Source organism: Actinotalea sp. JY-7876, from assembly GCF_014042015.1.
Taxonomy (GTDB): domain Bacteria; phylum Actinomycetota; class Actinomycetes; order Actinomycetales; family Cellulomonadaceae; genus Actinotalea.
The window spans coordinates 3,267,380-3,293,507 of the sequence record NZ_CP059493.1; the positions used below are offsets into that span (position 1 = coordinate 3,267,380).

General features: G+C 72.8%; 21 protein-coding genes, 1 tRNA gene and 1 riboswitch. Of the genes, 10 read left to right on the forward strand and 12 right to left on the reverse strand.

What is annotated here, in order from left to right; translation table 11 throughout:
* The first annotated feature begins 104 nt into the window (after window positions 1-104).
* Complete coding sequence (gene nhaA, locus H2O74_RS15100) at window positions 105-1,481, forward strand: Na+/H+ antiporter NhaA (protein ID WP_182112322.1); 1,377 nt, start codon at window positions 105-107, stop codon at window positions 1,479-1,481.
* 55 nt (window positions 1,482-1,536) lie between these two features.
* Here nhaA and H2O74_RS15105 read toward each other — a convergent pair whose 3' ends face one another.
* Window positions 1,537-2,421: a hypothetical protein gene (locus H2O74_RS15105; protein ID WP_182112323.1), complete on the reverse strand. Its 885-nt coding sequence runs from the start codon at window positions 2,419-2,421 to the stop codon at window positions 1,537-1,539.
* A 230-nt stretch (window positions 2,422-2,651) separates the two neighbouring features.
* The gene (locus H2O74_RS15110; protein ID WP_182112324.1) at window positions 2,652-4,172 is read right to left on the reverse strand and encodes a SulP family inorganic anion transporter; all 1,521 of its coding nucleotides are present in this window, start codon (window positions 4,170-4,172) and stop codon (window positions 2,652-2,654) included.
* Between the two features lie 202 nt (window positions 4,173-4,374).
* On the opposite strand from H2O74_RS15110, the gene H2O74_RS15115 reads away from it, so the two are divergent.
* Entirely contained in the window at window positions 4,375-5,685 is a 1,311-nt protein-coding gene (locus H2O74_RS15115; protein WP_182112325.1) for an ABC transporter substrate-binding protein, read from the forward strand.
* A gap of 63 nt (window positions 5,686-5,748) precedes the next feature.
* Here H2O74_RS15115 and H2O74_RS15120 read toward each other — a convergent pair whose 3' ends face one another.
* From H2O74_RS15120 to H2O74_RS15130, 3 genes are all read right to left on the reverse strand, one after another.
* Window positions 5,749-6,357, reverse strand: coding sequence for a malonic semialdehyde reductase (locus H2O74_RS15120; protein ID WP_182112326.1), 609 nt, complete (start codon window positions 6,355-6,357; stop codon window positions 5,749-5,751).
* Between the two features lie 77 nt (window positions 6,358-6,434).
* Window positions 6,435-7,451: a hemolysin family protein gene (locus H2O74_RS15125; protein WP_182112327.1), complete on the reverse strand. Its 1,017-nt coding sequence runs from the start codon at window positions 7,449-7,451 to the stop codon at window positions 6,435-6,437.
* Window positions 7,448-8,833 (reverse strand): hemolysin family protein, encoded by a 1,386-nt coding sequence (locus H2O74_RS15130; protein ID WP_182112328.1) that lies wholly within the window; start codon window positions 8,831-8,833, stop codon window positions 7,448-7,450. The genes H2O74_RS15125 and H2O74_RS15130 overlap by 4 nt, the downstream gene beginning before the upstream one ends.
* Window positions 8,834-9,093: 260 nt before the next feature.
* On the opposite strand from H2O74_RS15130, the gene H2O74_RS15135 reads away from it, so the two are divergent.
* Entirely contained in the window at window positions 9,094-10,116 is a 1,023-nt protein-coding gene (locus tag H2O74_RS15135) for a zinc-dependent alcohol dehydrogenase family protein (protein WP_182112329.1), read from the forward strand.
* Between the two features lie 7 nt (window positions 10,117-10,123).
* Here the strand turns inward: H2O74_RS15135 and H2O74_RS15140 are convergent, their stop codons facing one another.
* Both H2O74_RS15140 and H2O74_RS15145 read right to left on the reverse strand, forming a co-directional pair.
* Entirely contained in the window at window positions 10,124-11,467 is a 1,344-nt protein-coding gene (locus H2O74_RS15140; protein ID WP_182112330.1) for an MFS transporter, read from the reverse strand.
* A 154-nt stretch (window positions 11,468-11,621) separates the two neighbouring features.
* On the reverse strand, window positions 11,622-12,026 hold the full coding sequence (locus tag H2O74_RS15145) for a PPOX class F420-dependent oxidoreductase (protein WP_182112331.1): 405 nt from the start codon (window positions 12,024-12,026) through the stop codon (window positions 11,622-11,624).
* Window positions 12,027-12,163: 137 nt separating this feature from the next.
* Here H2O74_RS15145 and H2O74_RS15150 point away from each other — a divergent pair, with 137 nt between their 5' ends.
* A complete protein-coding gene (locus tag H2O74_RS15150) occupies window positions 12,164-12,742 on the forward strand; it encodes a hypothetical protein (protein WP_182112332.1) in 579 nt (192 codons plus the stop codon).
* Window positions 12,743-12,787: 45 nt separating this feature from the next.
* Here the strand turns inward: H2O74_RS15150 and H2O74_RS15155 are convergent, their stop codons facing one another.
* Both H2O74_RS15155 and H2O74_RS15160 read right to left on the reverse strand, forming a co-directional pair.
* A complete protein-coding gene (locus tag H2O74_RS15155) occupies window positions 12,788-14,491 on the reverse strand; it encodes a CocE/NonD family hydrolase (protein WP_182112333.1) in 1,704 nt (567 codons plus the stop codon).
* Window positions 14,492-14,591: 100 nt separating this feature from the next.
* Window positions 14,592-15,161: a TetR/AcrR family transcriptional regulator gene (locus tag H2O74_RS15160; RefSeq protein ID WP_182112334.1), complete on the reverse strand. Its 570-nt coding sequence runs from the start codon at window positions 15,159-15,161 to the stop codon at window positions 14,592-14,594.
* Between the two features lie 98 nt (window positions 15,162-15,259).
* On the opposite strand from H2O74_RS15160, the gene H2O74_RS15165 reads away from it, so the two are divergent.
* A complete protein-coding gene (locus H2O74_RS15165; RefSeq protein ID WP_220457977.1) occupies window positions 15,260-16,303 on the forward strand; it encodes a hypothetical protein in 1,044 nt (347 codons plus the stop codon).
* A gap of 735 nt (window positions 16,304-17,038) precedes the next feature.
* Window positions 17,039-18,205: a phospholipase D family protein gene (locus H2O74_RS15170; protein WP_182112335.1), complete on the forward strand. Its 1,167-nt coding sequence runs from the start codon at window positions 17,039-17,041 to the stop codon at window positions 18,203-18,205.
* A gap of 49 nt (window positions 18,206-18,254) precedes the next feature.
* On the opposite strand, the gene H2O74_RS15175 is transcribed toward H2O74_RS15170, so the two are convergent.
* Window positions 18,255-19,847, reverse strand: coding sequence for a class I SAM-dependent methyltransferase (locus H2O74_RS15175; RefSeq protein WP_182112336.1), 1,593 nt, complete (start codon window positions 19,845-19,847; stop codon window positions 18,255-18,257).
* Window positions 19,848-20,846: 999 nt separating this feature from the next.
* Here H2O74_RS15175 and H2O74_RS15180 point away from each other — a divergent pair.
* Window positions 20,847-21,218, forward strand: coding sequence for a hypothetical protein (locus H2O74_RS15180; protein WP_182112337.1), 372 nt, complete (start codon window positions 20,847-20,849; stop codon window positions 21,216-21,218).
* A gap of 147 nt (window positions 21,219-21,365) precedes the next feature.
* Window positions 21,366-22,613 carry a M23 family metallopeptidase gene (locus tag H2O74_RS15185; RefSeq protein ID WP_182112338.1) on the forward strand — a complete coding sequence of 416 codons (1,248 nt, stop codon included), beginning with the start codon at window positions 21,366-21,368 and terminating at the stop codon, window positions 22,611-22,613.
* Between the two features lie 271 nt (window positions 22,614-22,884).
* On the opposite strand, the gene H2O74_RS15190 is transcribed toward H2O74_RS15185, so the two are convergent.
* Window positions 22,885-22,974: transfer RNA gene (locus H2O74_RS15190), tRNA-Ser, on the reverse strand.
* A gap of 117 nt (window positions 22,975-23,091) precedes the next feature.
* Between H2O74_RS15190 and H2O74_RS15195 the strand changes: the two genes are divergently transcribed.
* Window positions 23,092-23,958 carry an NAD-dependent protein deacetylase gene (locus tag H2O74_RS15195; RefSeq protein ID WP_182114325.1) on the forward strand — a complete coding sequence of 289 codons (867 nt, stop codon included), beginning with the start codon at window positions 23,092-23,094 and terminating at the stop codon, window positions 23,956-23,958.
* Between the two features lie 6 nt (window positions 23,959-23,964).
* Here H2O74_RS15195 and tadA read toward each other — a convergent pair whose 3' ends face one another.
* A complete protein-coding gene (gene tadA, locus H2O74_RS15200; RefSeq protein ID WP_255491669.1) occupies window positions 23,965-24,420 on the reverse strand; it encodes a tRNA adenosine(34) deaminase TadA in 456 nt (151 codons plus the stop codon).
* A gap of 174 nt (window positions 24,421-24,594) precedes the next feature.
* Between tadA and upp the strand changes: the two genes are divergently transcribed.
* The gene (gene upp / locus H2O74_RS15205) at window positions 24,595-25,230 is read left to right on the forward strand and encodes a uracil phosphoribosyltransferase (RefSeq protein ID WP_182112339.1); all 636 of its coding nucleotides are present in this window, start codon (window positions 24,595-24,597) and stop codon (window positions 25,228-25,230) included.
* 593 nt (window positions 25,231-25,823) lie between these two features.
* Window positions 25,824-26,030: riboswitch (cobalamin riboswitch) on the forward strand.
* Window positions 26,031-26,128 lie beyond the last annotated feature (98 nt).

The window sequence follows — 26,128 nt, forward strand, 5'->3', positions numbered from 1 at the left end:
GGGCCCCACCGGCCGCGTGCCGATCCCGTCGCCGCCCGTAGGATCGACGCAGGTGCGCCGGGAAGTCTGGTCGGCAACGTCGTCATCGACCCCTGAGGAGCCTCGTGCCGCACACCGATCCGTCGTCGTCGTCCCCACCCGGGGCCCCGGAGATCCTGTCCCGCGGGTCGTGGCGCGAGACCCGGCGCGTCTCGGAGATCCTCCGTCAGGAGACCGTCGGCGGCGCCCTGCTCCTGGTCGCGACGGTGGCGGCCCTGGTCTGGGCCAACTCGCCGGCGGCCGACGCCTACGCCGCGCTGCGCGACCTCGAGATCGGACCCGAGAGCCTGCACCTGCGGCTGTCGGTCGGCGCGTGGGCCGCCGACGGCCTGCTCGCGATCTTCTTCTTCGTCGTCGGCCTCGAGCTCAAGCGCGAGTTCGTCGCGGGCGACCTGCGCGACCCGCGGCGCGCCGCCCTGCCGATCCTCGCCGCCGTCGGCGGCATGGCGATCCCCGCCGTCGTCTACGTCGTGGTCGCGTCCCGCGCCGGTGGCGACGCCGTCGACGGCTGGGCGATCCCCACCGCGACCGACATCGCGTTCGCCCTCGCGGTGCTCGCCGTCATCGCGACCCACCTGCCGGCCGCGCTGCGCACCTTCCTGCTCACCCTCGCCGTCGTCGACGACCTGCTCGCGGTGACGGTCATCGCCGTGTTCTACAGCGACGAGGTGCACCTCGGCCCGCTGCTCGCCTCGCTCGGTGTGATCGCGCTGTTCACGGTCGCCGTGCAGCGCCGCGTGCGGGCCTGGTGGGTGCTGCTGCCGCTCGCCACGGTGGCGTGGGCGCTCATGCACGCGTCGGGCGTCCACGCGACGGTCGCGGGCGTGCTGCTGGGCTTCACCGTCCCGGTGCTGCGCAGCGCGCGGGCGGGTGGGCCGGAGGCCGGCCCCGGGCTCGCGGAGCACTTCGAGCACCGGTTCCGGCCGCTCTCGGCCGGTGTGGCCGTCCCCGTCTTCGCCTTCTTCGCCGCCGGGGTGACGGTCGGTGGGCTCGACGGGCTGCGCTCGGCGCTCAGCGACCCCGTGGCGCTCGGCATCGTGGCCGGGCTCGTGATCGGCAAGGCGGTCGGGATCACGGGCACGACGTGGCTCGTCGCGCGCTTCACCCACGCGCGCCTCGACCCCGACCTGCGGTGGCTCGACGTGCTCGCCGTGGGTCTCCTCGGCGGCATCGGCTTCACCGTCTCGCTCCTCATCGGCGACCTCGCCTTCGCGGACGCCGCCCGGGTCGAGCACGTCAAGGTCGGGGTGCTCGCCGGGTCCGTCCTGTCGGCGCTCCTGGCCTCCGCGCTCCTCCGCGCGCGCAACCGCGCCTACCGCCGTCTCGAGGAGCTCGAGTCGAGGGACGCCGACGCCGACGGCGTCCCGGACGTCTTCGAGGGGCACGGTGCCCTCGACGACGGCCCGGCGGGCGAGGCTCCCGCGGGGAGCGGGCGGGGCTGACGGTCGCCCGGTCGGCCGGCTCCGGCTGCCGGGCGTCGTCGCGGCCGACGGCGCGTCAGTCGGTGACCGCCTCGCGACCGGCGGTGAGCAGGGCGAGCGCCGGGTGGCCTTCGGGCAGCACGAGCGGCGGGGTCCCGGGCGCCCACGCCAGCACGGCACCGGCGAGGCGCGGGTGCGGCGCCACCTCGACGGGCGCGCGACCGTCCCGGGGCAGCACGAGGTGCGCGAGCGAGTGCACGGGCGCCCGCCCCGTCGTGAGCCACAGGCGCCGGTGCAGCACGTGGGTCTCGGCGGGGCCGACGGCCACCACGGCCCCCTGACGGGTCACCGGCCGCACGGCGTCGGCCAGCGCCGCGACGGTCCCGGCGCGCCGCGCGTGCCTCCCACGCGGGACCGCCGCGACGGCGTCGACGGCGACACCCGCCGCCACGAGGTCGCGGTACGCCGCGACCAGGGCGAGGTCCTCCTCGCCGGCGGCGTCGCGCGCGAGCACGGGCGCGAGGGCGGGGAGCGTCGAGCCGGCACCGAAGGCGTGGTGGCGCAGGACGGCCAGCAGCTCCTCGACGACGTCGGCCTGCGAGCCGTTGTACGCGACCTCGAGCGGGCCGGACCGGGTGTGGACGGCGAGGCGTCCGTCGAGGAGGTCGGTGCTGCTCTCGAGCGCCAGGACGTCGGCGTGCCGGACGAACGACCTGTCGTAGCCCGGCGCGGTCGGGCGGCGCCGCAGCACCGTGAGACCCGCGGGGTCGGCGAGCAGGAGCGCGTCGTACAGGTCCATCCCGGGCGTGACGTCGCGGCGCGGCACCGGCCCCGGCACCTTGATCGCGAACCGCACCGTGTCCCAGTCGACCGCCTCGTCGCGGTACAGCGGCGGGACGTCCTGCGGCCCGCGGACCGGCAGCACCCACGGCCCGAACTGGTCGATCTCCTGCGTCGTCACGCGCACATCATCCCGCCCCGCACACCCCCGCACCCGGGACGCCCCTCCCCGCCGCCCGACCCCACCCACCCCGTCCGCCCCGTCCCCGTCCACCCCGTCCCCATCCACCCCGCCCGCCGAGCACGTCCGAACCACGCGAGGACGTCCTGCGGAACGGACGTGCCCGCGTCGTTCGGACGTGTTCGCGGTGGGGTCGGACCGGGGGGACCGCGGTGGGGCGGGCGGGGCGGTCAGTGGTCGGTGTTGAGGTTGCCCGCCAGGCGCTCGTGGCGGGCGGCGCTCTCCGGGTTCAGGCCGACGATCCGCACGTCCTTGCCCTTGCGCCGGTACCGGTGGGTGATCGCGTCGAGGGTCGCCACCGTCGACGCGTCCCACACGTGGGCGTCCGTGAGGTCGATGACGACCCGGTCCGGGTCACCCGCGTAGTCGAAGCGGTAGACGAGGTCGTTGGACGACGCGAAGAACAGCTCGCCCCGCACGCGGTACACCCGCTCACCGCCGACGACGTCCTGCGCCGTGACGTCCGTGACGTGGGCGACCCGCCGCGCGAAGAGGACCATCGCCAGGAGCACGCCGCCGACGACGCCGAACGCGAGGTTCCCCGTGGCGACGGTGACGACGACGGTCGTCACCATGACGGCCGTCTCGGACCGCGGCATGCGGCGCAGCGTCGACGGCCGCACCGAGTGCCAGTCGAAGGCGCCCACCGAGACCATGACTATGACGGCGACGAGCGCGGCCATGGGGATGACGGCGACGACGTCGCCCAGGCCGACCACCAGCACGAGCAGGAACACCCCGGCGAGGAAGGTCGACAGGCGCGTGCGCGCACCCGCGGCCTTGACGTTCATCATCGTCTGGCCGATGACCGCGCACCCGCCCATCCCGCCGAAGAACCCGGTGACGACGTTGGCGACGCCCTGCCCCCAGGCCTCGCGCGTCTTGTCGGAGTGCGTGTCCGTGACGTCGTCGACGAGCTTGGCCGTGAGCAGCGACTCGAGCAGGCCGACGAGCGCCATCGCGAGCGCGTAGGGCGCGATGACCTCGAGGGTCTCGAGCGTGAAGGGCACGTCCGGCACGAGCAGCGCCGGCAAGGCCTCCGGGAGCTCCCCCTCGTCGCCCACCGTCGGGACCGCGATCGCCGCGGCCACGGTGACGAGCGTCAGGAGCACGATGGCGACGAGCGGCGCCGGCACGGCCGTGGTGAGCCGCGGCAGCAGCACGATCAACGCGATCCCCGCCCCGACGATCAGGTACGTGACGAGCGGGACGCCCGTGAGGTGCGGCAGCTGCGCCATGAGGACGAGGATCGCGAGCGCGTTGACGAAGCCGACCATGACCGAGCGCGGGATGAAGCGCATCAGCCGCGCGACGCCGACGACGCCCAGCAGCACCTGCAGGACGCCGGCGAGGATGACGGTGGCGATGAGGTGGTCGACGCCGTGCTCGCGGGCCACCGGCGCGACGACGAGCGCCACCGCCCCCGTGGCCGCCGAGATCATCGCCGGCCGGCCGCCGACGACCGAGATCGTCACGGCCATCGTGAAGGACGCGAACAGGCCCAGGCGCGGGTCGACGCCCGCGATGATCGAGAACGCGATCGCCTCGGGGATCAGCGCGAGCGCGACGACCAGGCCCGCGAGCACCTCGGTCCGCAGGCGGCGCGGCGAGCGCAGGGCGGCGGCCACCGAGTGCACGACGTCGGCCTCCGGGGCAGCAGCAGCAGCGGGCCGGGCAGGCGGGGGTGTCATGACGATCCGATCGGGAGGCTGCGCGGCGGGTGGTCACGCGCGCCGGCGATCCTACCGAGCGTCCCGGCGCCGGCGGGCGCCGCGGCCGGCCGAGGTTTGACCTTGGACCGCGTGCGTGCTCGGATGTGCTTTACACCGGTTACCTTCCGGTGTCCGGCCCCCCGGGAACCACCGCCGCAGCGTCGCGGCACTTGGAGGAGACATGCACCGCCGCACCCGTCGTCCCGCCCTCACCCTCACCGCCGTGGCCGCCGTCGCGGCCCTCGCGGCGTGCAGCGGCTCACCCGGCCCGGCCGAGGGCGGCGGCGGCAGCGACGCCGCGGGCGAGCCGGTCGAGCTCCGGCTCGCGTGGTGGGGCGCCGACGCCCGGCACGCGGTCACGCAGGAGGTCATCGACCTGTTCGAGGCCGAGTACCCGCACATCACGGTCGTCGGCGACTTCTCCGACTGGGGCGGCTACTGGGACCGCCTGGCCACCGCCACGGCGGGCGGCGACATGCCCGACGTCATGCAGATGGACGGTCAGTACCTCGCGACCTACGCCGACCGCGGGGCGCTCATGGACCTGGGCGCCGCCGAGGGCTTCAGCGCCGGCGACATCGACGAGGCGGCCCTGGCCGCCGGCGAGATCGACGGCGCGCTCTACGGCGTCGTGAACGCCGTGAACAGCTGGGCCGTGGTGACCAACCGGACGCTGATCGAGGCCGCCGGGCTGGAGATGCCCGACGACACGACGTGGACGTGGGACGACCTCGCGGAGCTCTCGGTCGCCGTGACGCAGGCCGACGTCGACGGCGCGGTCGGGCTCCAGGACTACGCCCTGACGCAGGGGACGATCGACCAGTTCGCGCGGCAGCAGGGCGAGGACCTCTGGACCGCCGACGGCGAGCTCGGCGTCAGCGAGGAGACGCTCGTCGCGTACTGGGAGCTCGCGCTCGAGCTGCTCGAGTCCGGCGCGCTCCCCTCGGCGGCCGCCCAGACCGAGGCGCTCGGGGTCACGCAGGACCAGTCCTTCACGGCCACCAACCGGGCCGCCTTCGGGTTCTGGTGGTCCAACCAGCTCGGTGCGCTCCAGGCGACCAGCGGGCAGGACCTCGTGCTGCTCCGCCCGCCGCTGGACGACGACGGCGACCGCGGGATCTGGTACCGCCCGTCGCAGTTCTGGTCGGCCTCGGCCAGCACCGACCACCCCGAGGAGGCGGCGCTCCTCGTCGACTTCCTGGTGAACTCCGAGGCGGCCGGCGAGGTGCTCCTGGCCGAGCGCGGGACCCCCGCCAACGTCACCGTGCGCGAGGCCGTCCGCCCGCTGCTCGCCGAGGCGGACCAGGCGATCGCGGAGTACCTGGACTCGATCGCCGACGAGCTGGACGGCGTCGCGACCCTGCCCCCGGCCGGGTCCGCGGACTTCGAGAACACGCTGCGGCGCTACACGTCCGAGGTGTACTTCGGCTCCACGACGCCGCAGGAGGCTGCGCCGGCGTTCATCGCCGAGGTGCAGAACATGCTCGGCTGAGCCCGGGCACCGGGGGCGGCCGCGGCACCGCGGCCGCCCCCGCGCGCGTCAGGCACGGGCGCGTCAGATCACGCGCGCGACCACGTCGAAGTCCAGCCGCGGCGCGCGCGGGTGGGGTGTGGCGTCCTCGGCCGGCCAGCCGACGTTGAGCACCATGACCGTGCGCTGGCCCGTGCCGGCGAGCAGGTCGGCGTCGACGCCCGCGGCGTCCATGCCGGTCATGGGCCCGACGTCGAGACCCACCGCCCGGAGGCCCACCACGAGGTAGCCGGCCTGGAGCCACGTGTTCTCGCGTGCCATGCGCTCGCGCCCCTCGTGGTCGGGGTCGAACCGGTCGCGCGCGCCGCCGACGTGCGGCGCCAGATGGCCGAGGTGCTCGTGGAACCGCGTGTCGGCGGCGACGACGACGGCCAGCGGCGCGCCCAGGACGCGGTCGCGGTTGCCGGGCGCCATGTGCGCCGCGAGCCGGGCGCGGGCCTCGGGCGTGCGCACCAGGAGCAGGCGCATGGGCGAGGCGTTCATCGCCGTCGGGCCCCAGCGGACCGCGTCGTGCACGGCGGCGACGTGCTCGTCGGTGACGGGGCGCTCGCTCCAGGTCTTCGGGGTGCGGCGCCGGACGAAGAGGTCCTCGAGCGTCGTCGCGGCCAGGTCCGTGGGGTCGAGAGTGGTCACGTCCCGGCAACCGGCCGGGGTGCCGCGGCACTCCCGCGCCGGCGTGTGGTGATGATCACGCCGGCACGGGGGCCCGGCTACGAGACGACGACCGCCGCGTCCCCGGGGAACAGCCGCCGGACGACGTCGGCGAGCGTGATGACGCCGACCACGTCGTCGCCGTCGGTGACGACGGCGAGGTGGTTGCGCGTCTCGCGCATCGACGCGAGCGCCGTGTAGACGGGGGTGTCGTGCGGCAGGCGGTACACGGGCCGCTCGAACTCGGCGGCCGGGCCGTCGTCCGGCGCCGTGAGCGTGTCGCGGACGTGGACCACGCCGGACACGGCGGGCGCGACGCCCACGAGCACCCGCAGGTGGCCCGAGGATCGCGTCGCGGCGCGGACGTCACCGACGGTCGCGCCGGTCGCGACCGCTGTCGGCCGCGAGTCCGCCGTCAGCAGGTCCCGCACCGTGAGCCGCTGCAGCTCCAGGGCGCCCCCGAGCTGCGTGCCGAAGCTCGCGTCGAGCGCCCCCACGTTGGCCGAGTGCTCGACGAGGTGGCGCAGGTCGTCGGGATTCTGCCCGGAGGCCACCTGGTCCGCCGGCTCGACGCCGACGCGGCGCAGGCACCAGTTCGCCATCTCGTTGAGCAAGTTCAGGATCGGCCGCGTGAGCCACATGAAGCCGCGCATCGGGATCGCCAGCAGGGTCGCCGACGTCTCGGGGTGGGCGATCGCCCACGACTTGGGCGCCATCTCCCCCACCACGAGGTGCAGGAACGTGACGATGATCAGCGCGAGCGCGAAGCCGGCGACGTCGGCCGCCCACAGCGGGGCCCCCCAGGACTCGAAGACCGGGGTGAGCCAGTGGTGCACGGCGGGCTTGGTGATCGCGCCGAGCGCGAGCGTGCACGCCGTGATGCCGAGCTGCGAGCCGGCCAGGAGCACCGTGAGCTCGCTCGAGCTACGCAGCGCGGCGCGCGCGGAGCGGCTCCGCGGCGCGGCGTCCTCCAGGCGGTGCCGCTTGGCGGCGAGCAGGGCGAACTCGACGGCCACGAAGAACGCGCTCAGCGCGATCAGCGCGACGGTGACCGCCACGACCACGGGCGCGCTCATCGGGCGTCCTCCTCGTTCTCGGCCGCCGCGACGTCGTCGACGGGCAGCACCACCCGGACCAGCGCGGGCACGTGCCGCTCGACCTCGAGCACGTCGACCCGCATGACGACCGGCTCGGGCGGCTCGGCCAGGGCGAGGTCCGCCGGGTCGGCGGGCAGCTCGACCTCGACGCTGGTGCCCGCCTCGGGCAGGGCACCGTGCACGGCGATGACGAGGCCCGCGATGGTCTCGTAGTCGCCGCGCGGCAGGTCGGCGCCGATCGCGCGCTCGACCTCGTCGATGTGGATGTCGCCGGCCATGACCCACATCCCGTCCTCGCCGCCGGGGACGGCGGTCGGGATCTCGGGGTCGTGCTCGTCGGTGATCTCGCCGACCAGCTCCTCCGCGAGGTCCTCGAGCGTCACGACGCCGGCGAAGCCGCCGTACTCGTCCACCACGCAGGCGAGCTTGTTCTGGCTGTCCCCGAGCAGGCGCAGCGCCTCCGGCAGGGGCATGGACGTCGGGACCATGATGGCGGGCTTCATGATCGACTCGACCGGGAGGTCGCTCTGCGGCGCCTGGTCCAGCACGTCCTGCAGGTGGACGGTGCCGAGCACCTGGTCGTCCTCGTCGACCACGGGGTAGCGCGAGTGGCCCGTGGTCATCGCCTCGCGCACCTCGCGGACCGTGTCGCCGAGCCGGGCGACGCCGACGCGGCTGCGCGGGATCATCGCGTGCTCGACGTCCTGGTCGGGGAAGTCGAGGATGCGGTCCAGCAGCACCGAGAGCTCCTCGGGCAGGTCACCGCTCTCGCGCGAGTCCGCCACGATGTGCTCGAGGTCGCGGACCGTCGCCGAGTGCTCGACGTCGTGCACGGGCTCGATCCGCAGGGCGCGCAGCAGCACGTTGGAGGCCTGGTCGAAGATCCGGATCAGCCAGCCGAACAGCCGCAGGTACCAGGTGGTCGACGACGCCAGCCGCACCGCGACCGGCTCCGGGCGGGCGATCGCGAGGTTCTTGGGGAAGAGCTCGCCGAACACCATCTGGACGAACGTCGAGAACAGCAGAGCGAGCACCGTGCCCACCGCGATGCCGACCCCGTCGGGCACGCCGACACCGCCGAGCGCCTCGCCGAGCGAGTTGCCGATGAGCGGCTCGGCGACGTACCCGACCAGCAGGCCGGTCACCGTGATGCCCAGCTGCGCGCCCGAGAGCATGAAGCTCGTGCGTCGCGTGACGCCCAGGGCGCGCGTCGCGGCGGCGTCCCCTGCGGCGCTGCGGGCGTTCAGCCGCGACCGGTCGACCGCCATGTAGGCGAACTCCTGGGCGACGAAGTAGCCGGTCACGGCGGTGATCGCGAGCACGACCAGCACCCCGGCGAGAAGAGACAGCACCCAGGTCATCGGTTCCCCCCCTTCACGTGCGCCTCGGCGGCGGGTTCAGGGGGGTTCGTACTGTCGGAGTCCATTTCGTCCTGTCGTTCGTGAGCGGTCAGCGGCACAACGATCGCATGTCCCGCCCGGTTCCCGCGGACGCCGCCCGCCGGAGGCCTCGTCGCCCCGGGCGATCCGGCGCTCGGAGCGCTCGCCGCGCCCTCGCGCCGGACGTAGCGTCGACTCGGGCACGACGCCCGGCTCCGTCGGGCGCGAGAAGGGGGCAGATCGTGCGTGGAGTGGTGATGTACGCCCCGGGCGACGTCCGGGTGGAGGAGCGGGCCGAGCCCACGATCGTGGAGCCGACGGACGCGATCCTGCGGACCGCGGCGACCTGCGTCTGCGGGTCGGACCTGTGGCCGTGGCGCGGCATCGAGGACGTCACCGGCCCGAGCCCGATGGGGCACGAGTACGTCGGCGTCGTCGAGGAGGTCGGCAGCGCGGTCCGCGGTCTGGTGCCCGGCCAGTTCGTCGTCGGCTCGTTCTTCGCCTCCGACGGCACCTGCGAGATCTGCCGCGCCGGCTACCAGAGCCGCTGCGTGAACGCCGTGCCCATGGGCGCCATCGGGACGCAGGCCGAGCGCGTCCGCGTGCCGCTGGCCGACGGGACCCTCGTCGCGACGCCGGACGTGCCGCCGCAGGACCTGGTGCCGTCGCTCCTGGCGGCCTCGGACGTCCTGGGCACGGGCTGGTTCGCGGCCGTGGCAGCGCAGGCGGGCCCCGGCCGCACGATCGCGGTGGTGGGCGACGGCGCCGTCGGCCTGTGCGGGGTGCTCGCCGCCCGGCAGCTCGGCGCCGAGCGGATCATCGTCATGAGCCGGCACGCCGACCGGCAGGCGCTCGCCCGCGAGCTCGGCGCCACCGACGTCGTCGCGGAGCGCGGCGACGAGGGCGTGGCGCACGTCAAGGACCTCACCGACGGGCTCGGCGCGCACGGCGTCGTCGAGGCGGTGGGCACGCAGGAGTCGATGATGCAGGCGATCCGCTCGACCCGTCCGGGCGGCTACGTCGGCTACGTCGGGGTCTCCCACGGCGTGAGCCTGCCGGGCGGCGAGCTCTTCTTCTCGGGGGTGCACCTGCACGGCGGGCCGGCGCCCGTGCGCCGCTTCCTGCCCGACCTGATCGACCGGATCTGGCAGCGGGAGATCGACCCCGGGCGGGTCTTCGACCTCACCGTCCCGCTGGCCGATGCCGCCGAGGCCTACCGGGCGATGGACGAGCGTCGCGCGATCAAGGCGCTCCTGACCGTCTGAGCCCGCGCTACGGCGCCGCGCTGACCGGCGCGGGCGCGTCGGTCTGCGCCTGGGCCATGGTGCGCCGGCCGGACGGGAGGCCGACGGCCGCGGCGACGACGAGCAGGAGCGCGACGCCCGCCCCGACGAGCAGCGACTCGATCCGGTAGCGGTCGGCCAGCGGCCCGAGGACGGCCATGCCGATCGGCATCGCGACCGCCATGACGATCCCGACGAACCCGAAGACCCGGCCCTGCCGATCGGGCGCGACGCGCTCCTGGAGCGCCGTCATCGAGGGCGTGGAGAAGAACGGCACGCCGAGGCCGATGAGGAACATGAAGGCGAAGAACACCCAGAGGTTCGTGGACAGCCCGAGTCCGACGGTGAACAGGCCGAAGAGCGCGGCGGTCCCGACGACCATCGCGATCCGGTTCTTCAGCCCGCCCCACGCCGCGATCACGATCCCGCCGAGGACCATGCCCACGCTGAAGGCCAGCTCGTTGACCGTGAGCTTCCAGACCTCCTCGCCGAAGGTCCGCACGATCATCAGCGGCGTGAGGAACGAGGGCGCCACGATGAGCAGGAAGACGATGCCCCACAGCGCGAGCACCCAGCGCACGAACCGGTCGCCCGCGACGTAGCGCACGCCGCCGACCAGGTCCGCGAGGTAGCCCCGCACGCCGGCGGTCTGGTCCGTCCGCACGAGCCGCGCCACCGGGACGAGGGCCAGCAGCCCGATGCCGATCAGCGCCGTGACGACGTCGACGAAGAAGATCGCCTCGATCGACGCCGACGCGTACAGGGCGGCCGCGACCGCCGGCGCGACGAGCATCAGCGCCGACTGGATCGTCGTGTTGATCCCGTTGACGCGCATGAGCTTGTCCGTGGGCACGATCTGCGGGAGGAGGGCGGAGACCGCCGGCGTCTGGATCCCCGCGCCCGCCGAGCGGATCGCCGCCACCAGGTACAGGAGCCACAGGTCGCGGTAGCCGGAGAGCATCACCAGCGCGAGCACGAGCGTGCTGGCCGCGATCGTCGCGTCGGCGCCGATGATCAGGAGCTTGCGGTCGAGCCGGTCCGCCCAGACGCCGCCGAAGATCGACACCACCGCCTGCGGCAGGAAGCCGACGACGGCGTAGACGGCCATCACCGTGCCGGACCGCGTCTCCAGCGTCAGGTGCCAGAGGATCGCGTACTGCACGAGCATGGAGCCCAGCAGGGACGACGTCTGCCCGGTGAGGAAGATCGCGAGCCGGCGACGCCAGTGCGGCAGGTCGGCCTCGGTGAGCGGCGTCTGGACGAGGGCGGCGTCGGCGTCGGGAGCCTTCGACGCCTCGGGCGCCGGGCTCGGCGGGTCGGACGTCGCGGACATGACGGCACCTCTCGGGACGCGGGCGTGTGGTGGGTGGACCGGTGGCGCGCCGAGAACCGTCCGGCCCGCCGGCCCGCCAGCCTGGCCCGCCCCACGCCGGTGGCGCCACCCGTTTCGGTGGTTCCTCGCGGCGTGGGCCGCGCCGCACGCGGCGTCAGCCCCGGTGGGCGCCCCAGCCGTGCCAGCGGTCGACCGTCAGCCAGCAGCTCCACCGCTCGCCGCTCGGGTCCTGGTAGGCGCTGCCCGTGTAGTGACGCGAGATGCGGTCGATGTCGGTCCGGTCCGGGTCCGGCCGGAGGTCCGCGACGGTGCCCAGCAACGTGACGTGGGTGTACCAGTCGGCGCCGTCGAGCACGGTGAGGGAGACCCGGGGGTCGCGGCGCAGGTGCCCGAGACGAACGCGCGAGGCGTCGAGGTTCAGCAGGGCGCGACCGTCCTCCCAGAGGTACCACGTGGCCGCGGTGACCGGGGAGCCGTCACGGCGCAGGGTGGCCATCACCGCCGGGTTGGGCTTCTCCAGCATCGCGACGGCGTCGGCGGGCAGTGGCGGCGTGGGCACGGTGACCTCCTCGGATCGGCGGCCACCAGTATGCGCACGGGCGCACCGGGACCGCCCGGCGCGCAGGGGCGACAGGCCCTACTCTTCCGGGACACCACGGGCGCGCGCCCGTGACGGACCCTGGCAGGAGGGGCGTCGTGGCGGTACTGACCAACGACCGGCTCGAGGTCGGCTCCGACCGACGCGCACTGGACGCCGTCGTGCGGACGGTCACCGCCTCGTTGCTCGTCTCGGGCGGGGGGCTCGCCGCCGTCCTCGGCCTTCTCGCTGCGCTCGCCCTCACGTCGGCGGAGCCGGGCAGGTCGCTCGGCGTCGGCGCCGTGTTCGGGCTCGCGTGCTTCGGCCTCGGCGCACTCGCGTTCGCCGCGACCGGAGGAGTGCGCGCCCGGCGCGACGTGGGCACGGTCCTCGTGGCCGACGCCGCCGGCCTCTGGATGGCCGTGCCGGGCAGCGACGCCGGCCACGTGTACCTCCCCTGGTCGGCGGTCGCGCCGCTGCGCGAGACGGTGAAGGGGACGCACTCCGTCTTCGCGGTCTCGGTGCTCCCGCACGTCCGTCCCGACCACCCGGGAGCCGTCGGCCTCGACGACCCCCGCATCTGGAAGCAGCTGCGGCGCACCGGCCTCCGGGTCGGGACGAAGGGGCTCGACGTGCCGCGGGGCACGCTGCGGCGCGGGCTGCACCACTTCTTCGCGGGCGCCGGCATCCCGGTCTAGGGGCGAGCGGCCCTCGCGTGCGGCACCGGACCGTCCTGCCGGGGCTCAGTCCGCAGCCGGCGCCGCCGGCACGACCGGCAGCACGAGGCGTGACGGGTGGGCGGCGTCGTGGTGCACCTCCTGGTGCGCGACGCGGAGCTCCGACGGCGGCGCGACCGCGGCGCCCGTGCCGGGGTTCACGTCGAAGCGCGGGAAGCTCGAGCTCGCGACGTCGACGCGCAGGCGGTGCCCCGCGGTGAAGGCCTGCGCGGTCGCACCGAGCTCGACGCTCACCTCGCGGACCTCCCCCGGCGGCACCAGTCCGCCGAGCACGTCCCGCACCCGCGCCACGCCCTCCAGCACGCCGAGGGCGGTCCCGTCGGGGTGGACGTCCACCAGGGAGACGACCCAGTCGGTGTCCGCCGCGTCCGTCGCCGCGACGAGGTGCACCACCACGTCCCCGATGACGGTGACGTCCTCGGTGAGCGGCTCGGACGTGAAGGTCAGCACGTCGGGCCGCTCGGCCAGCCGGCGCCGGTCCCACGGTCCGGCGCCGCGGGCGGCATCGCCCTGCTCGAACAGGTTCCGGCCGCCGACCGTCGGCACCGGATCGTGCGGGTCGTGGCGGAACGTCGACGGGGCCTTCTGCCCCTCGACCGCGTCGGGCACCAGCCCGCCGTCGGGCGCGAGGTGCCACGTGACCGGCTCGGCCTCGCGGGGCGGCCAGGCGTCGAGGTCGCGCCACACGTCGGCGCCCATGACGAAGACGCGCACCCGCGGCGCGTCGTGCACCGTGACGCCGTCGTGCGCGGCGGTCGCGTGGGCGACGAGGAAGTCCACGGCCTCCGCGCCGAGCCGCTCCGCGCCGCGGGCGGCGGCGGGGCCGTGGTCCACCTCGCCGATCGCGCGCCACGGTGCCCCGTGCGCCCACGGCCCGACGACGAGCCGCGACGCCGGGTGCGTGGACGTGCCGAACTGGCGCAGGGTCAGGTCGCAGAAGATGTCGTGCCAGCCGGCGACGAACAGGGTCGGCACCGGCGGCCGGGGCGGCAGGGCGCGCTCGCGCCACCACGGGTCGCTCGCCGGGTGCGTCACCCAGTCCCGCCACGCCGGGAACCGGCGCGCGAGCGGCGCGAGGTCCGCGAGCGGGGCGCGGCGCGCGGCGCCGGCGAGGTCGTCGACGAGCGTCTCCCACTGCGCCGCCTCGGCGGCGACGTCCTCGCCCCGCGCGGCGGCGCGTGCCAGCGCGCCGCGCGTCATCGCCGCCGCCCAGTTCAGCGACGAGCCGAGCAGGAGCGCGCCGCCGCGGTAGGCGACGTCGACCGGGTCGCCCGGGCACACCGCGAGGTGCATCGCGCGCAGCGCCGGGTGCCCGGCCGACGCGAGGTACAGGAGCGTCTGCGCCAGGTAGGACCGCCCCCAGCCGACGACGGCGCCCGTCGCCCACGGCCGAGTGGCGCACCACTCGAGCACCTCGCGGGCGTCCTCGAGGTGGCCCGCCCACGGCACGAACGTCCCCTCGGAGGCGCCCGTGCCGCGCAGCGCCACCACGACGACGGCGAGCCCGCGGTCGACGAGCCCCTGCTCCCCCATCTCCTGGCGCGCGGCGTCGACGGGGTACGGCGTCAGGGCGAGCACGACCGGCACCGGGGCGTCGCCGGCCGGCCTGTGGACCGTGGCGCGTAGGACCGTCCCGTCCGCGAGGGGGAGCGGCACCAGCTGCTCGACGAGGCTCGTCGGGCCGGACGACTCGGGGGCAACGCTGCGCACCGGGGCTCCTGTCTGCACGGGTCGGGCGCCCACCGTAGCGACGGGCGGGCCGGGTGGCACGACTCCCCTGGCGCGCCCCACTGGACGCCCGCCCCGCGTGCTACCGGGCGAGCGCCTGCGCCCGCAGGCCCGCCAGCACGACGGCGACGAGCCGGTCCGCCGCGTCCGGCGCGGCGCGGCGCACGGCCTCGGGCTGCGGCCGGGTGACGACCGCGAGCGTGACCACGAGCTCGAGGGCGCCGAGGTCCTCGGGCACCAGTCCGGCGGAGCGCGCGTCGCCCAGCAGGGCCTCCACCGCGGCCAGCGTGTCGTCCTGCGCGGCGAGGATCCGCCCGTCGAGCTCCCCGGCGAGGTCCTGCGCCATGGCGGAGGTCAGCGCGCCGAGATCGAGCGCGACGACGTTCCGCACGAACCCCTCCCACGTCCTGGCCGGGGCGTCGGCGAACTCCGCGCGCGCCGCGGTCGTCGCGTCACGCAGGTCGCGGAGGATCGCCAGCGCGACCTCCTCGACCAGCGCCGCGCGCGACTCGAAGTTCCGGTAGAGCGTCGCGATGCCCACGCCGGCCGCCTCGGCGACGACGTCGAGCGCGACGTCGGTCCCGACCTCCGCGAACAGCCGGCGCGCCTCGCGGAGCAGCGCCTCGCGGCGTCGCACGGCGTCGACCCGCATCGCTGACCTCCCGTGGCGTCGTGTGAGGCGTCTCACCGTAACCGGAGACTGAGTCTCCGGTAAAGTGGAGAGATATCCTCCGCAACGTTGGGACCTGCATGACCATCGCCGCCCCGGCCGCCGCATCCGCGGACGCCACCACGCCCGACACCCCGCCCGCCGACCCGGGCGCCCGGCCGGGGCGACACCCCGCGCACTCGTTGCTCACGCTGACCGGCGGGCTCGCCGCGGTGCTCGTCGCCCTTCTCGCCCTGTTCATCCTCCCCTCGCTCAAGAGCGGGCCGCGCGACCTGCCCCTGGGCCTGGTCGGCACGGCAGACGCGGTCACCGCCGCGCAGGCCGGCCTCGACCAGCTCGCGCCCGGCGACTACACCACCCGCAGCCTGGCGTCCGAGGACGACCTCGTCGACGCGGTCCGCGACCGCGACGTCGTCGGGGGCCTCGTGGTGACCCCCGACGGCGTGCGCGCCGTCGTCGCGAGCGCCGGCTCGACCGCGATCTCGGGCACGCTGTCCGCCACGGCCGGCGGGGTCGCGGCGTCCCTCGGCCTGCCCGTCGAGGTCACGGACGTGGTGCCGCTGCCCGCAGACGACCCGACGGGCATCGGTGTCGGCGGGCTCGCCTTCCCCCTCGTCTTCGGCGGCATCGTCCCGGTCGTCGCCTTCGGCACGGCGTTCGCCGGGCGCCACCGGTGGCGCCTGACCGGCATCCTCGGCTTCTCCGCCGTCGGCGGCACGGTCGTCGCGGCCGTGCTGCAGCTGTGGTTCGGCAGCGTGACCTCGGTCTTCGTACCCGTCGCCGGCGCCATGGCGCTCGGCATCGCCGCCCTCGCACTCCCCCTCGCCGGGCTCCAGCAGCTCCTGGGCACCAAGGGCTTCACGGCGGGTGCCATGGTCATGATGTTCCTCGGAAACCCGCTCGCGGGCATCGCCACCACGGGGGCCTGGCTCCCGGCCGGGCTCGGCGCCTTCGGCCAGCTGCTCCCGCCCGGCGCGACGGGCGCCCTGGTCCGCTCGGTGGCCTACTTCGACGGCGCCGGCGCGCTCGCGCCCCTCGCCACGCTCACCGCGTGGGCCCTCGTCGGCGCCGGGCTCAACGCACTGGCAGTGCGCCGGACACGCCGCGGCGCGACCGAGGCCTGACCCGGCGCGCCGTCGGCCGACGGCGGGAGCCGCCGCGATCCCGGGGGGAACGACGAAGGGCCCCACGTCCGCGTGATCATGCGGGTGGGATCCTTCGGCTGGCGGGAGCGGTGGGCTTGAATGGCACACCTTGTACGGAGTCGGTTCCGCCGGACGATCCTGGTGCTGGCTTGGTCAGACACCGGTCCACGCCGTGTAATGCGTTGCACGATTTCGGCCGCGGTCGGCAGCCAAAGGGGAGAGCAATCGGCGATCTCTCAACGGCTGGGGCATATCGAGGCGTCGTGCCGATAGCGGAGCACAAGGGGCTGTCGGAGGCCCGGGTCAAGGGTGGCGCCAGCCATCACGCAGTGATGCCGTAGGCGCCCTTGATGCGGCTGGAGAGGGCCGGATGCTCGGCGGTCGGTGCAGGGCCGGCGGGCAAGACGGTGCAACTGGGCAGTGGAAGCAGTCGTGGTCGAGGCGGTTCCGGGAACAGTCCGGGGCCGCCCTCGTCATGTCGGTGGTCGGCCGGAGGGGTGGGGTGCGCGCAGCGAGCTTGCGAGCGGAGCGCGGGGCCCGCCCTGGAGACCGACCCGCGCGGCGGAGCCGCGCGCTTGAGTCAGCAAGGAAAGTTCTCACCGAGTGGTGAGACCTCCAGAGGCACCGATCAGGCTGTGGACGCTGCGACGTGTCACCCAGTTGCGCGACTTCGTTTGCGTCCTTGTGGGCACATGCCGCACTAGAGTCCGGCACATGCGGTACATCGACACAGGGTCGCGAGACCCCCGCGAAGCTGTCGGGAATTGGCTAGAAGCCATCACGGCTTCAGGAGACATCTCCGAGCTACGGGTCCAATCCGGCTATGTGGGGCCCCAGCCGTTGGGATACCTGGAGCAGGTCCTTGGTGCACTCTCCACGCTCGACGGCAAGACGTCGATCCTGGTGGGCTCGAACGGCGGGGAAACTGATCACGAGACTGTCGAGGACTTGCTTCTGTTGGCGGGTCCACCTCGTCCGCACCTGCAGCTCGGTGTCGTGGCCTTCTCTGACGGGTTGTTCCACCCGAAGGTGTACCACTTCGTCCGCACCGACGGCTCGATGGCCGCATACGTAGGTTCCGCAAACCTGACGTACTCGGGAATCAGCGGTAAGAATGTAGAAGCAGGCGTCATCCTGGATACGGCGGAGGGTGACGATCCGATCGCGCTATCCAGCGTCCTCGACGCAATCGACGGATGGTTTCGCGAGCCGCGGCCGGGCTTCTTTTCTATTCGCACCACTGCCGACCTGCCACAGCTCGTTGCTGATGGAGTGCTCGGAGCGCCTCGACCTGCCAGGAAAACACCCAGGATCACAGTTGGCGGAACTGCAAGCCGGTTGAGCTCAGCCCTGGTCGCGCTGGTGCGGCTCCCCGCGATCTCAAAGGTGTTGGCTGTCCCCCTTGCGCCACCCGCGCCTGGCGTTCCAGCCATCGGGGTTGGGGTCGCTCCTGTTCCTCCGCCTTTCGTGGAGTGGTGGAGCAAGACCCTTCCGGCATCCGACGCGCAGCGGAAGCAGAGCGGGAACCAGAGCGGCGTTATCGCCCTGACGCAGGCGGATCGACGGGGGGAGATCGATCAGACTAGTTTCTTCCGGAACGACCTGTTCGGCGGACTGCTGTGGCAGCAGACACCAACGCGGACCGGGCACATGATGGATGCCGCTCAAGTGCGCATGCATACGACGGTTTTGGGCGCCTATCTCGGCGTTCTGCCGTTCGAAGTGACCCACGACCATTTCCGAGAGCAGCAGAGAAGCAATTACACGGCAAAACTTGCACTTGGGCCGATCCGTGACCGCTTCGCGCAGATTGATATGACTGGGACCAGTATCGAAATCGGGCGCGACGCGGCGGGTGCGTATTGGCTACAGATTCGCTAGATTTCCGCCCCTTGCCGGCACCCGACCGCCCCCGCTTGGACTCTTGAAGCTAGCGCTTGCTGCGACTCATCCGCCTATTGCGCATGCGATCCCAAACCTTGCGCATGGCGAGGATGTCGTCTATTGAGAGCCCGACCTGCTCGACCAGCACGGCCTGGTCGACGAGATCGAGCGCTTCGTCGTATCGTCCCTCGCGCGTCAGATCGTCGACCTTGGCGCTCAGGCCCTCCGGAACGAGGCTCGGGTCCGGAATGGGCAATTCGCCGCACTCGGACGGCTCCATCTCGAGGATGCCGCCGCCGTAACTGCGCCCGATCACTTCGGACATCGCCAGCGTGACTGAATTGAACGCTCCTGCCGAGAGTTTATGAATGTCGACCCCGGGCTTTGTGAACACGCGATGGACCGTGTCGGTGCTAGTGGCTCGCGCGTCGTTCGCGGCGATCCGCAGATGAGATGAAACCTGCCGGAGCATAAACCCTTGAGGTACAGAGATCGACGGGACAACCCACCACTCATTGCGAATCCGGCACTTGTACCCCGTGTCAACTCCGTGCTCCTCGCCTTCGGCGATATAGCGGGCAAGCGCCGGCGCTTTGGTCAAGTCCATGTTTGGCTGTGCCGCGAGCAGGTGCGTTCGAGCGCCGTTGATCGACTGCACAGCGAGGTCTTCAGTGCGGTATGTCAGACCCCGCATCTGCACGCTGCGAGCGAGTAACGGAATCGTCCATTCGGTGAGGCCGCGCCGCCTTGCCTCATCCGCGGTCAAGCAGAAGAAGGAGTTCCGTCCGGTAACAACTCCAACGTTCGCGGCGGCATACGCACTCAGGGGCGCCATCCGGTGATCGGCACGTAGCCGGCGTACCAGTTCAATGGCTTCCGGACCCAGGTAATACTTGGTCCACTTCTCGGTTTCATGCAGATGCGCACGTGCCGCAGCCGTGCCTAGGGACACATCGGAGAGCGCTTGGGCATTTGAAACCTCGACCGTGTTTATGCGGGCCGGTCCAGGGCCCCGCGTTGCGAGCAGGAGTACGACCTCCTGGAGGATTCCCGGAAAGACGAGCTTCTCAAACGACACAAGGGTGATCTCTGAGCACTCGTCGACCAGGTAGGCACGCAACTGGGCGGCGTAGCCAACCTGAAGGATTTCCGCAGGCAGAACGAGCCCCACGCGCCCGCCCTCCCGGGCGGCCATGATGGAGGCAACAACAAACGGAACCCAGGCGTTGGTGAGCTTGGAGGGGCGCATCCCTTGGCTGCGCATGAGTTCTAGCGCAGGCTCTCGGTACTCGTGCTGCCAGGAACCGAAGCGGATGTAGGGAGGATTACCGGCGACGCCGTCAAAAGTGCCCCATCGTTCCGGTGTGAACCACCGGAAGAAGTCCGAGACAACGACACTAACGCCAGTGGCCGCGCTCGCTCTCGCGGCCTCCTCGCTGAACAATTCGATGGCCTGGGGGCTAGTTCCGGCGCGAACCAGGTGCCGCAGGATGGCGCCGTCGCCGCAAGCGGGCTCGAGAACCTTGGTCCCAGCGGCCAGGACCCAGTCGGCGACGAACCGCGCAATCAGGTCTGGCGTGTAGTAGCCGCCCCTGAGCTTGTCCCCTTCAGGCTCCGCCTTCGCCGCGAATCTCTGCATACCTTCATCCTCTCCTGCACTACCGACACGGCGACAACGGCTGCCGCACTGGGGACGACTCACGCTCCAGCCGTGTTCGGGTCCTCGGCTTGGGTGATGGAGCTTCAAGCCGCCGCGGTGTCGTGGACTCAAGTGTGCAGCCCGCACGCGGATGCACTGGACCACCCTGCCGACGGGATGGGCTCGAATCGGCGTTCCATGTTGGCGCGCCCGGTTGCTCGCGGGGTAACCACGGGCTGCAGTGACGGCCGGAACGGAACGCGAACGTCAAGAGTGCGCCGGTGGCGACGGGCGACACGCTCGTCATCGGGCCAGGCGCCGTGCGTCCGCGCAAGCTGCCTGCCGCGCTCTCCCCCGCGAGTTCCCGAAGCGCCCGCCCCGGCTCGCCGGGGCCAGCAGGTGAGCAAGGAGGGAACGGTGATCGGTGCCGGAGCTGAGCCTGGCCCGGTCCCATCCCATTACCGCGAGACGTTCGCGCCTGCGTCCGGAACCGACGGCGCGGCCTCGATGGCGCCTCCGGTGCGGCGGTCGCGGTTGTGCGAGGTCGGGAGAAGGTGGTCACCGAGCTGCTGCGCCACCCTGCGACCCCGCGAACCATCGGGACGTCGATCTGGCTGCACCTGTCGACAAGTACCTGCCCCGAGGTGAGGTCATCGGGCGCTCGACCGCCCTACCAGCGGGCATCGTCGAGGCTGCCACCAGGTACAACACCGAAGGAAGTCCCGTCTTCGAGATCTGGCGGCCGGCGACGGCGGTCCCAGCGAATGTAGATGACGCCGAGGAGTTCCGCCGATCTGGGAAGCCATCGCACCAATCGTCCGCTGGCCGCTGTACTCGCCGAGGCGGTTCGTCGCGGTCGTCGCCGCCGCGCTGGTCGGTGTGTCGTCATCGGAGAGATCAACGACGAACCGAACGGCCCTGTGTCGACGCAAGGCTCTGCCTCAGTCGTGACGTCTACGAGCGTTGCGCCTCCCCCCGCCGTCCGCCTCCCCGCCCGGCATGGTCCTGAACGACGCCAACGCGACAGACGAGCTCAGCGTCGACCCGGCAGAGCACCACCGATCCGCAGCCGCAGCAGACGCCGCCTCGGCGTTCGTGGCTGCGTGGGCCCGGCCCGACCTCGACACCGAGGCGTGGTCCGCCGGCGTGCGCCCGCTCGCGACGAGCGAGCTCTGGACCACGGCGCTGAGCCTGACCGACCCGTCCCGCACACCCGAGGTCACCGTCCGGGGCGAGCCGCGACAGGTCGCGATGAACGCCGAGGACGGCGTGTTCGACGTCCCGACAACGGGCGCCTGGGTACGTGTGCACGTCGTGCCCGGTGCCGACGACGACGGCTGGCTCGTCTCCCGCGTCGAGGCCGTGGACTGATGCGGAGGGAGATCGTTGGAAGCCCTCGCCGCATGGCTCGCCCTATGGCCAAGACCCGATCAGTCGGTTGGCTCGCGCGCCACTGGCCCAAGCTCGTCGCGGCTTCCTCATGGTCGGCGGTGCGGCGGCGTTCCTGGCGGTCACTCCGTGAGCCTCGTCTCCAGTGCAGGCCAGGGCGCTTCCGCAGCGAACGCCTGCACCCAGCTGGGTTACACGGTCGACCAGGCCGCGTACCAGCCGCCTCCAATCGATCAGACACCGTCGATCCCGGGCGGTGGTCTGGTCCCCGGTTTCGGCCCCGAGGAAGCGGACAAGATCGCCAACGCCCAGGCCATCATCGCCGCCGGCGGGGTAGCAGGAGTCGGGCGACGCGGCCCCATCGTCGCGATCGCTACCGCACTCCAGGAGTCGCGGCTTCGGAACCTCGACTATGGCGACCGGGACTCTCTCGGGCTGTTCCAGCAGCGTCCGTCGCAGGGCTGGGGGACGGCTGAGCAAGTGCGTGATCCCCGGTTCGCGGCGCTGGCCTTCTTCGGCGGCGCGACGTCCCCGCACTTCAACCCGGCAAGCGGCAGAGCGTCTCCGGGTGGCCTGCTCGAGGTCGGCGGCTGGATGGACCTGCCGATCACAGTCGCGGCGCAGAGCGTGCAGAGATCGGCCTTCCCCGGGGCCTACGCCAAGCACGAGGCCCGGGCGACTGTGATCGTGGACGCCCTCAGCGGTGGCGCTTCTGCGACGGCTACGCCCGCTGCTTCAGGTGCCGTCGAGCAGTCGGCCGTCGTGACGGCAGCCGACTACGGGACGACCGGCGTGGACATCGACGCGTTCTGCTCGTCGACGTTCCAGCTCGCTTCGTCCGCGGGTTCCGGCTTAGCCCTCCGCAGGACAGCTCATCGCAGCGGGCGAGTGGACGGCGCCCCTGCGGTCCAGGGTCACCTCGCCGTTCGGCAACAGGTTCCCCCGGTCACCGACTTCCATGCTGCCGTCGGCACCCCGATCGCCGCTCCGACCGTGGGTGTTGTTGGCGCGGTCTGGTGGAGCTCAGGAGGCGGCCTGACGGTCATCCTCACGCACGCCAGCAGCGTGGCGACTCAGCATCTGCATCTCTCGGATGCCTTGGTGAAGCCCGGCGACGAGTTCCAGGGAGGGCACGTCATCGCTCGGTCAGGCGGCAGCGGAGTCGGCACCGCGCCGCACTACTACTACGAGGTGCACGTCACCGGAGCGCCCGTGCCGCACGATCACACCGCCGACGTTCACGGCGATCCGGACCGCGCTGGCTCTCGACCTGGATGGCGGCCCGGACGACTTGGTCTTCCCGTCCACGAAGGGCTCACCGCGATCGCCGGGCCGGGGACGCTCAGTTCCACCTCGCACAGAACGACATCGGCGTGAAGGTCACGCTGCACGACTTCCGCCGGACCGTGCCCACCCAGGTGGCGAGAGGGAGCACTCTCGCGAACGCCACGGCACTTCTCGGGCACTCTGACGAGAGCACGACGGCACGCCACTCTGTGCAGCGGATCCATGTCGCTCCGGACATGCGGGTCATCATCGACCAGCTCTTCGCCCAGGCGTCGGATGAGGCTCCGGAGCAACATAAACGGAGGATCGGGAACGCCGAAGGGCCCCACGCCGCACGGCGGTGCGGGTGGGGCCCTTCGGCTGGCGGTAGCGGTGGGATTTGAACCCACGGTGGACTTTCACCCACACACGCTTTCGAGGCGTGCTCCTTAGGCCGCTCGGACACGCTACCTCGCCGGCGAGGATACCCGGTCGGCGGGCACCGCAACGAATCGCCCCCCGCGGCCGGCCGTCACGGGCCGCCGCCGGTGCACCGCGCGGCGGAACGTACCGTGGTGGTGTGCAGCAGATCGACCCCGTCCACCCCGGCACGGACACGCCCCCGACCACCGACGTCGAGCGGGTCGTCGACCTCCTCGCGGGACACCGGCTCGCGGTCCTCACCGGCGCCGGCATCTCCACCGACTCCGGCATCCCCGACTACCGGGGCCCCGACTCCCCGCCGCGCCGGCCGATGACCTACCAGCAGTTCGTCTCCGACCCGGCGTTCCGCCGCACCTACTGGGCCCGCAACCACGTCGGCTGGCGGCACGTGCACCGCACCGAGCCCAACGCGGGCCACCGGGCGCTCGCCCGGCTCGAGGAGCGGGGCGTCGTCGTCGGTGTCATCACGCAGAACGTCGACCGCCTGCACCAGGAGGCGGGCAGCCGCGACGTCATCGACCTCCACGGCACGTACGCCGAGGTCCTGTGCCTGCGGTGCGGCGCCGGCTACTCGCGCGACCACGTCGCGCGACTGCTCGAGGAGCTCAACCCGGGCTTCGCCGACCAGGTGGGCGACGTCGCGGACGTGGAGATCGCCCCCGACGCGGACGCGGTCATCGAGTCGACGGAGGGGTTCGTCGTCGCCGACTGCGAGCGCTGCGGCGGCATGCTCAAGCCGGACATCGTCTACTTCGGCGAGAACGTGCCGAAGGCGCGGGTGGCGCGCGCGTTCGCGATGGTCGACGCCGCGGGCGCCCTGCTGGTGGCGGGCTCCTCGCTCACAGTGATGTCCGGGCTGCGGTTCGTGCGCCACGCACGCCGCGTGCGCGACATCCCCGTGGTCATCGTCAACCGCGGCGCCACGCGCGGCGACGACCTGGCCGACCTCCGCCTCCACGCGGGCACGTCCGAGACCCTCACCGCTCTCGCGGAGCGCCTCCCCGACGTGTGAGGCGGCTCAGCGGCGCTCGGTGAAGAAGTCCCGCAGGAGCGCGGCGCACTCGGCCTCGAGCACGCCGCCGACGACCTCGACCCGGTGGTTGAGCCGCCGGTCGCGCACGAGGTCGTGGACCGACCCGGTGGCGCCGGCCTTGGGGTCCCACGCGCCCAGGACCAGCCGCGGGATGCGCGCGAGGACGATCGCGCCGGCGCACATCGCGCACGGCTCGAGCGTCACGACGAGCGTGCAGTCGTCCAGGCGCCAGCGGCCCAGTGTCGCCGCCGCCTCGCGCAGGGCCAGGACCTCGGCGTGGGCGGTGGGGTCCCCGGTCGCCTCACGGGCGTTGTGACCGCGGCCGGCCACAGCGCCGTCGGGCCCGATGACGACCGCGCCGACCGGGACGTCACCGGTCGCGAGGGCGCGGCGGGCCTCCTCGAGGGCCACCTCCATGCGCATCGCGTCGCTCGTCCGCACGCCGTGGACGTTAGCCGCCGCGGTCCGTGCGCCGCATGTCACGCACGTGACGGATGGGGCCGATGTGACTCCCAGCAGCCCCGTGGGCACCACCAGTCACACGCTCCGCACGGACGGACGGGCCGGCGAGCCGCCGGGCACCTGCGGCGCGCTACCAGCCGGTACGGTTCCACCATGCGCCTGCACGTCGCGGACCACCCGCTCGTCTCCCACAAGCTGACCGTGCTGCGTGACCGCCGCACCGCCTCCCCCACGTTCCGCCTGCTGGTGGACGAGCTCGTCACGCTCCTCGCGTACGAGGCCACGCGGGACGTGCGGACCGAGGAGGTCCGGGTCGAGACGCCGGTCGCGGAGACGACCGGCACGCACCTCGCCGAGCCACGCCCGCTCGTGGTGCCGATCCTGCGCGCGGGCCTCGGGATGCTCGAGGGCATGACGCGCCTGCTCCCCACGGCCGAGGTCGGCTTCCTGGGCCTGCAGCGCGACGAGGAGACCCTCCAGGCGATCACCTACGCGAACCGACTGCCGGAGGACCTGTCGGGCCGGCAGTGCTTCGTGCTCGACCCGATGCTGGCCACGGGCGGCACGCTCATCGCGTCGATCGACTACCTCTTCGAGCGCGGTGCCCGCGACGTCACGTGCATCTGCCTGCTCGCGGCGCCCGAGGGACTGGCCCTGGTCGAGAAGCACGTCGGCGACCGCGCCGACGTGACCATCGTCGTGGCCGCGGTCGACGAGCGCCTCGACGAGAACGCGTACATCGTGCCCGGCCTCGGCGACGCCGGAGATCGCCTCTACGGCCTGGTGTGACGGCCCGGGGTTGACGGGGCGCAGGTCTCGTTCGAAATAACGTTTTCGGCCTCTCACCTGCGACGATGCGCTTCGGTGCCGTATTCATTGCGGATCCTGCGGTCGATCGGGTGACTTCTGTCCATCATGTGAGACGAGTCACATGACCGACTTGGTGCCCTGGGCGACGAGGGTCACACTTGTCGTATGACAGCCGTCGCAGCCCTTATGACCCGGGGATCCGCCACCGCGGACCGCACCGGGTCCGAGGGTCGTGGCGCCGTCATCCGGAACCATGTTCGACGCCCGCGGGTCATGCTGGGGGGCTGCCCGCGATGCGTCACCGTCCGGGGTGCGGGAGCTTCGGCTCCCGCACCCGAGAACGTCCTCGTCGGCTCGGGGGATGCCGGCTGAGGACACGCACTGCCGGGTCGTGTGATCAGGGGGCTCGTCCACGACCCGGCAGTGCACTTCGTAGGCGAACGCCGTCGGCCCAGGCCGGCGGCGTTCGTCATGTCCGGGGCGATCGCTCCGGACCCTCGGGGCGACGGCACATCTAGGCGCCTCCCGTGGCTCGCGCACTACATCTTGTGGTCCGCGGCCGCCGAGGCGCTAGGGTGAGCCCTGCCGACGGTTCACCTGGCGACAGGTGAGGCAAGAGGGAACCCGGTGTGACTCCGGGACTGCCCCGCAGCGGTGAGTGGGAACGACCGCCGTCATCAAGCACTGGGCCCGGAACGTCAGGCCTGGGAAGCGACGGCTGGTAGGAGCGAGCACGACGCCCACGAGTCCGAAGACCTGCCGCCGGTGCGCGTACCGCCGGTGCGCGCTGGTTCGGAGCCTCTCGGGCGGGCTCGACCGACTCGCGCTCACGCGCCGTCGTCGTCCCAGGGCACCGGACCACCGGTCCACCTGGAAG

Coding starts and splice junctions, on each gene's coding strand:
- H2O74_RS15110 (WP_182112324.1), bottom strand. CDS start 4,172: ATGACACCCCCGCCTGCCCGGCCCGCTGCTGCTGCTGCCCCGGAGGCC.
- H2O74_RS15115 (WP_182112325.1), top strand. CDS start 4,375: ATGCACCGCCGCACCCGTCGTCCCGCCCTCACCCTCACCGCCGTGGCC.
- H2O74_RS15125 (WP_182112327.1), bottom strand. CDS start 7,451: ATGAGCGCGCCCGTGGTCGTGGCGGTCACCGTCGCGCTGATCGCGCTG.
- H2O74_RS15130 (WP_182112328.1), bottom strand. CDS start 8,833: ATGACCTGGGTGCTGTCTCTTCTCGCCGGGGTGCTGGTCGTGCTCGCG.
- H2O74_RS15140 (WP_182112330.1), bottom strand. CDS start 11,467: ATGTCCGCGACGTCCGACCCGCCGAGCCCGGCGCCCGAGGCGTCGAAG.
- H2O74_RS15160 (WP_182112334.1), bottom strand. CDS start 15,161: ATGCGGGTCGACGCCGTGCGACGCCGCGAGGCGCTGCTCCGCGAGGCG.
- H2O74_RS15165 (WP_220457977.1), top strand. CDS start 15,260: ATGACCATCGCCGCCCCGGCCGCCGCATCCGCGGACGCCACCACGCCC.
- H2O74_RS15170 (WP_182112335.1), top strand. CDS start 17,039: ATGCGGTACATCGACACAGGGTCGCGAGACCCCCGCGAAGCTGTCGGG.
- H2O74_RS15175 (WP_182112336.1), bottom strand. CDS start 19,847: ATGCAGAGATTCGCGGCGAAGGCGGAGCCTGAAGGGGACAAGCTCAGG.
- H2O74_RS15180 (WP_182112337.1), top strand. CDS start 20,847: ATGGTCCTGAACGACGCCAACGCGACAGACGAGCTCAGCGTCGACCCG.
- upp (WP_182112339.1), top strand. CDS start 24,595: ATGCGCCTGCACGTCGCGGACCACCCGCTCGTCTCCCACAAGCTGACC.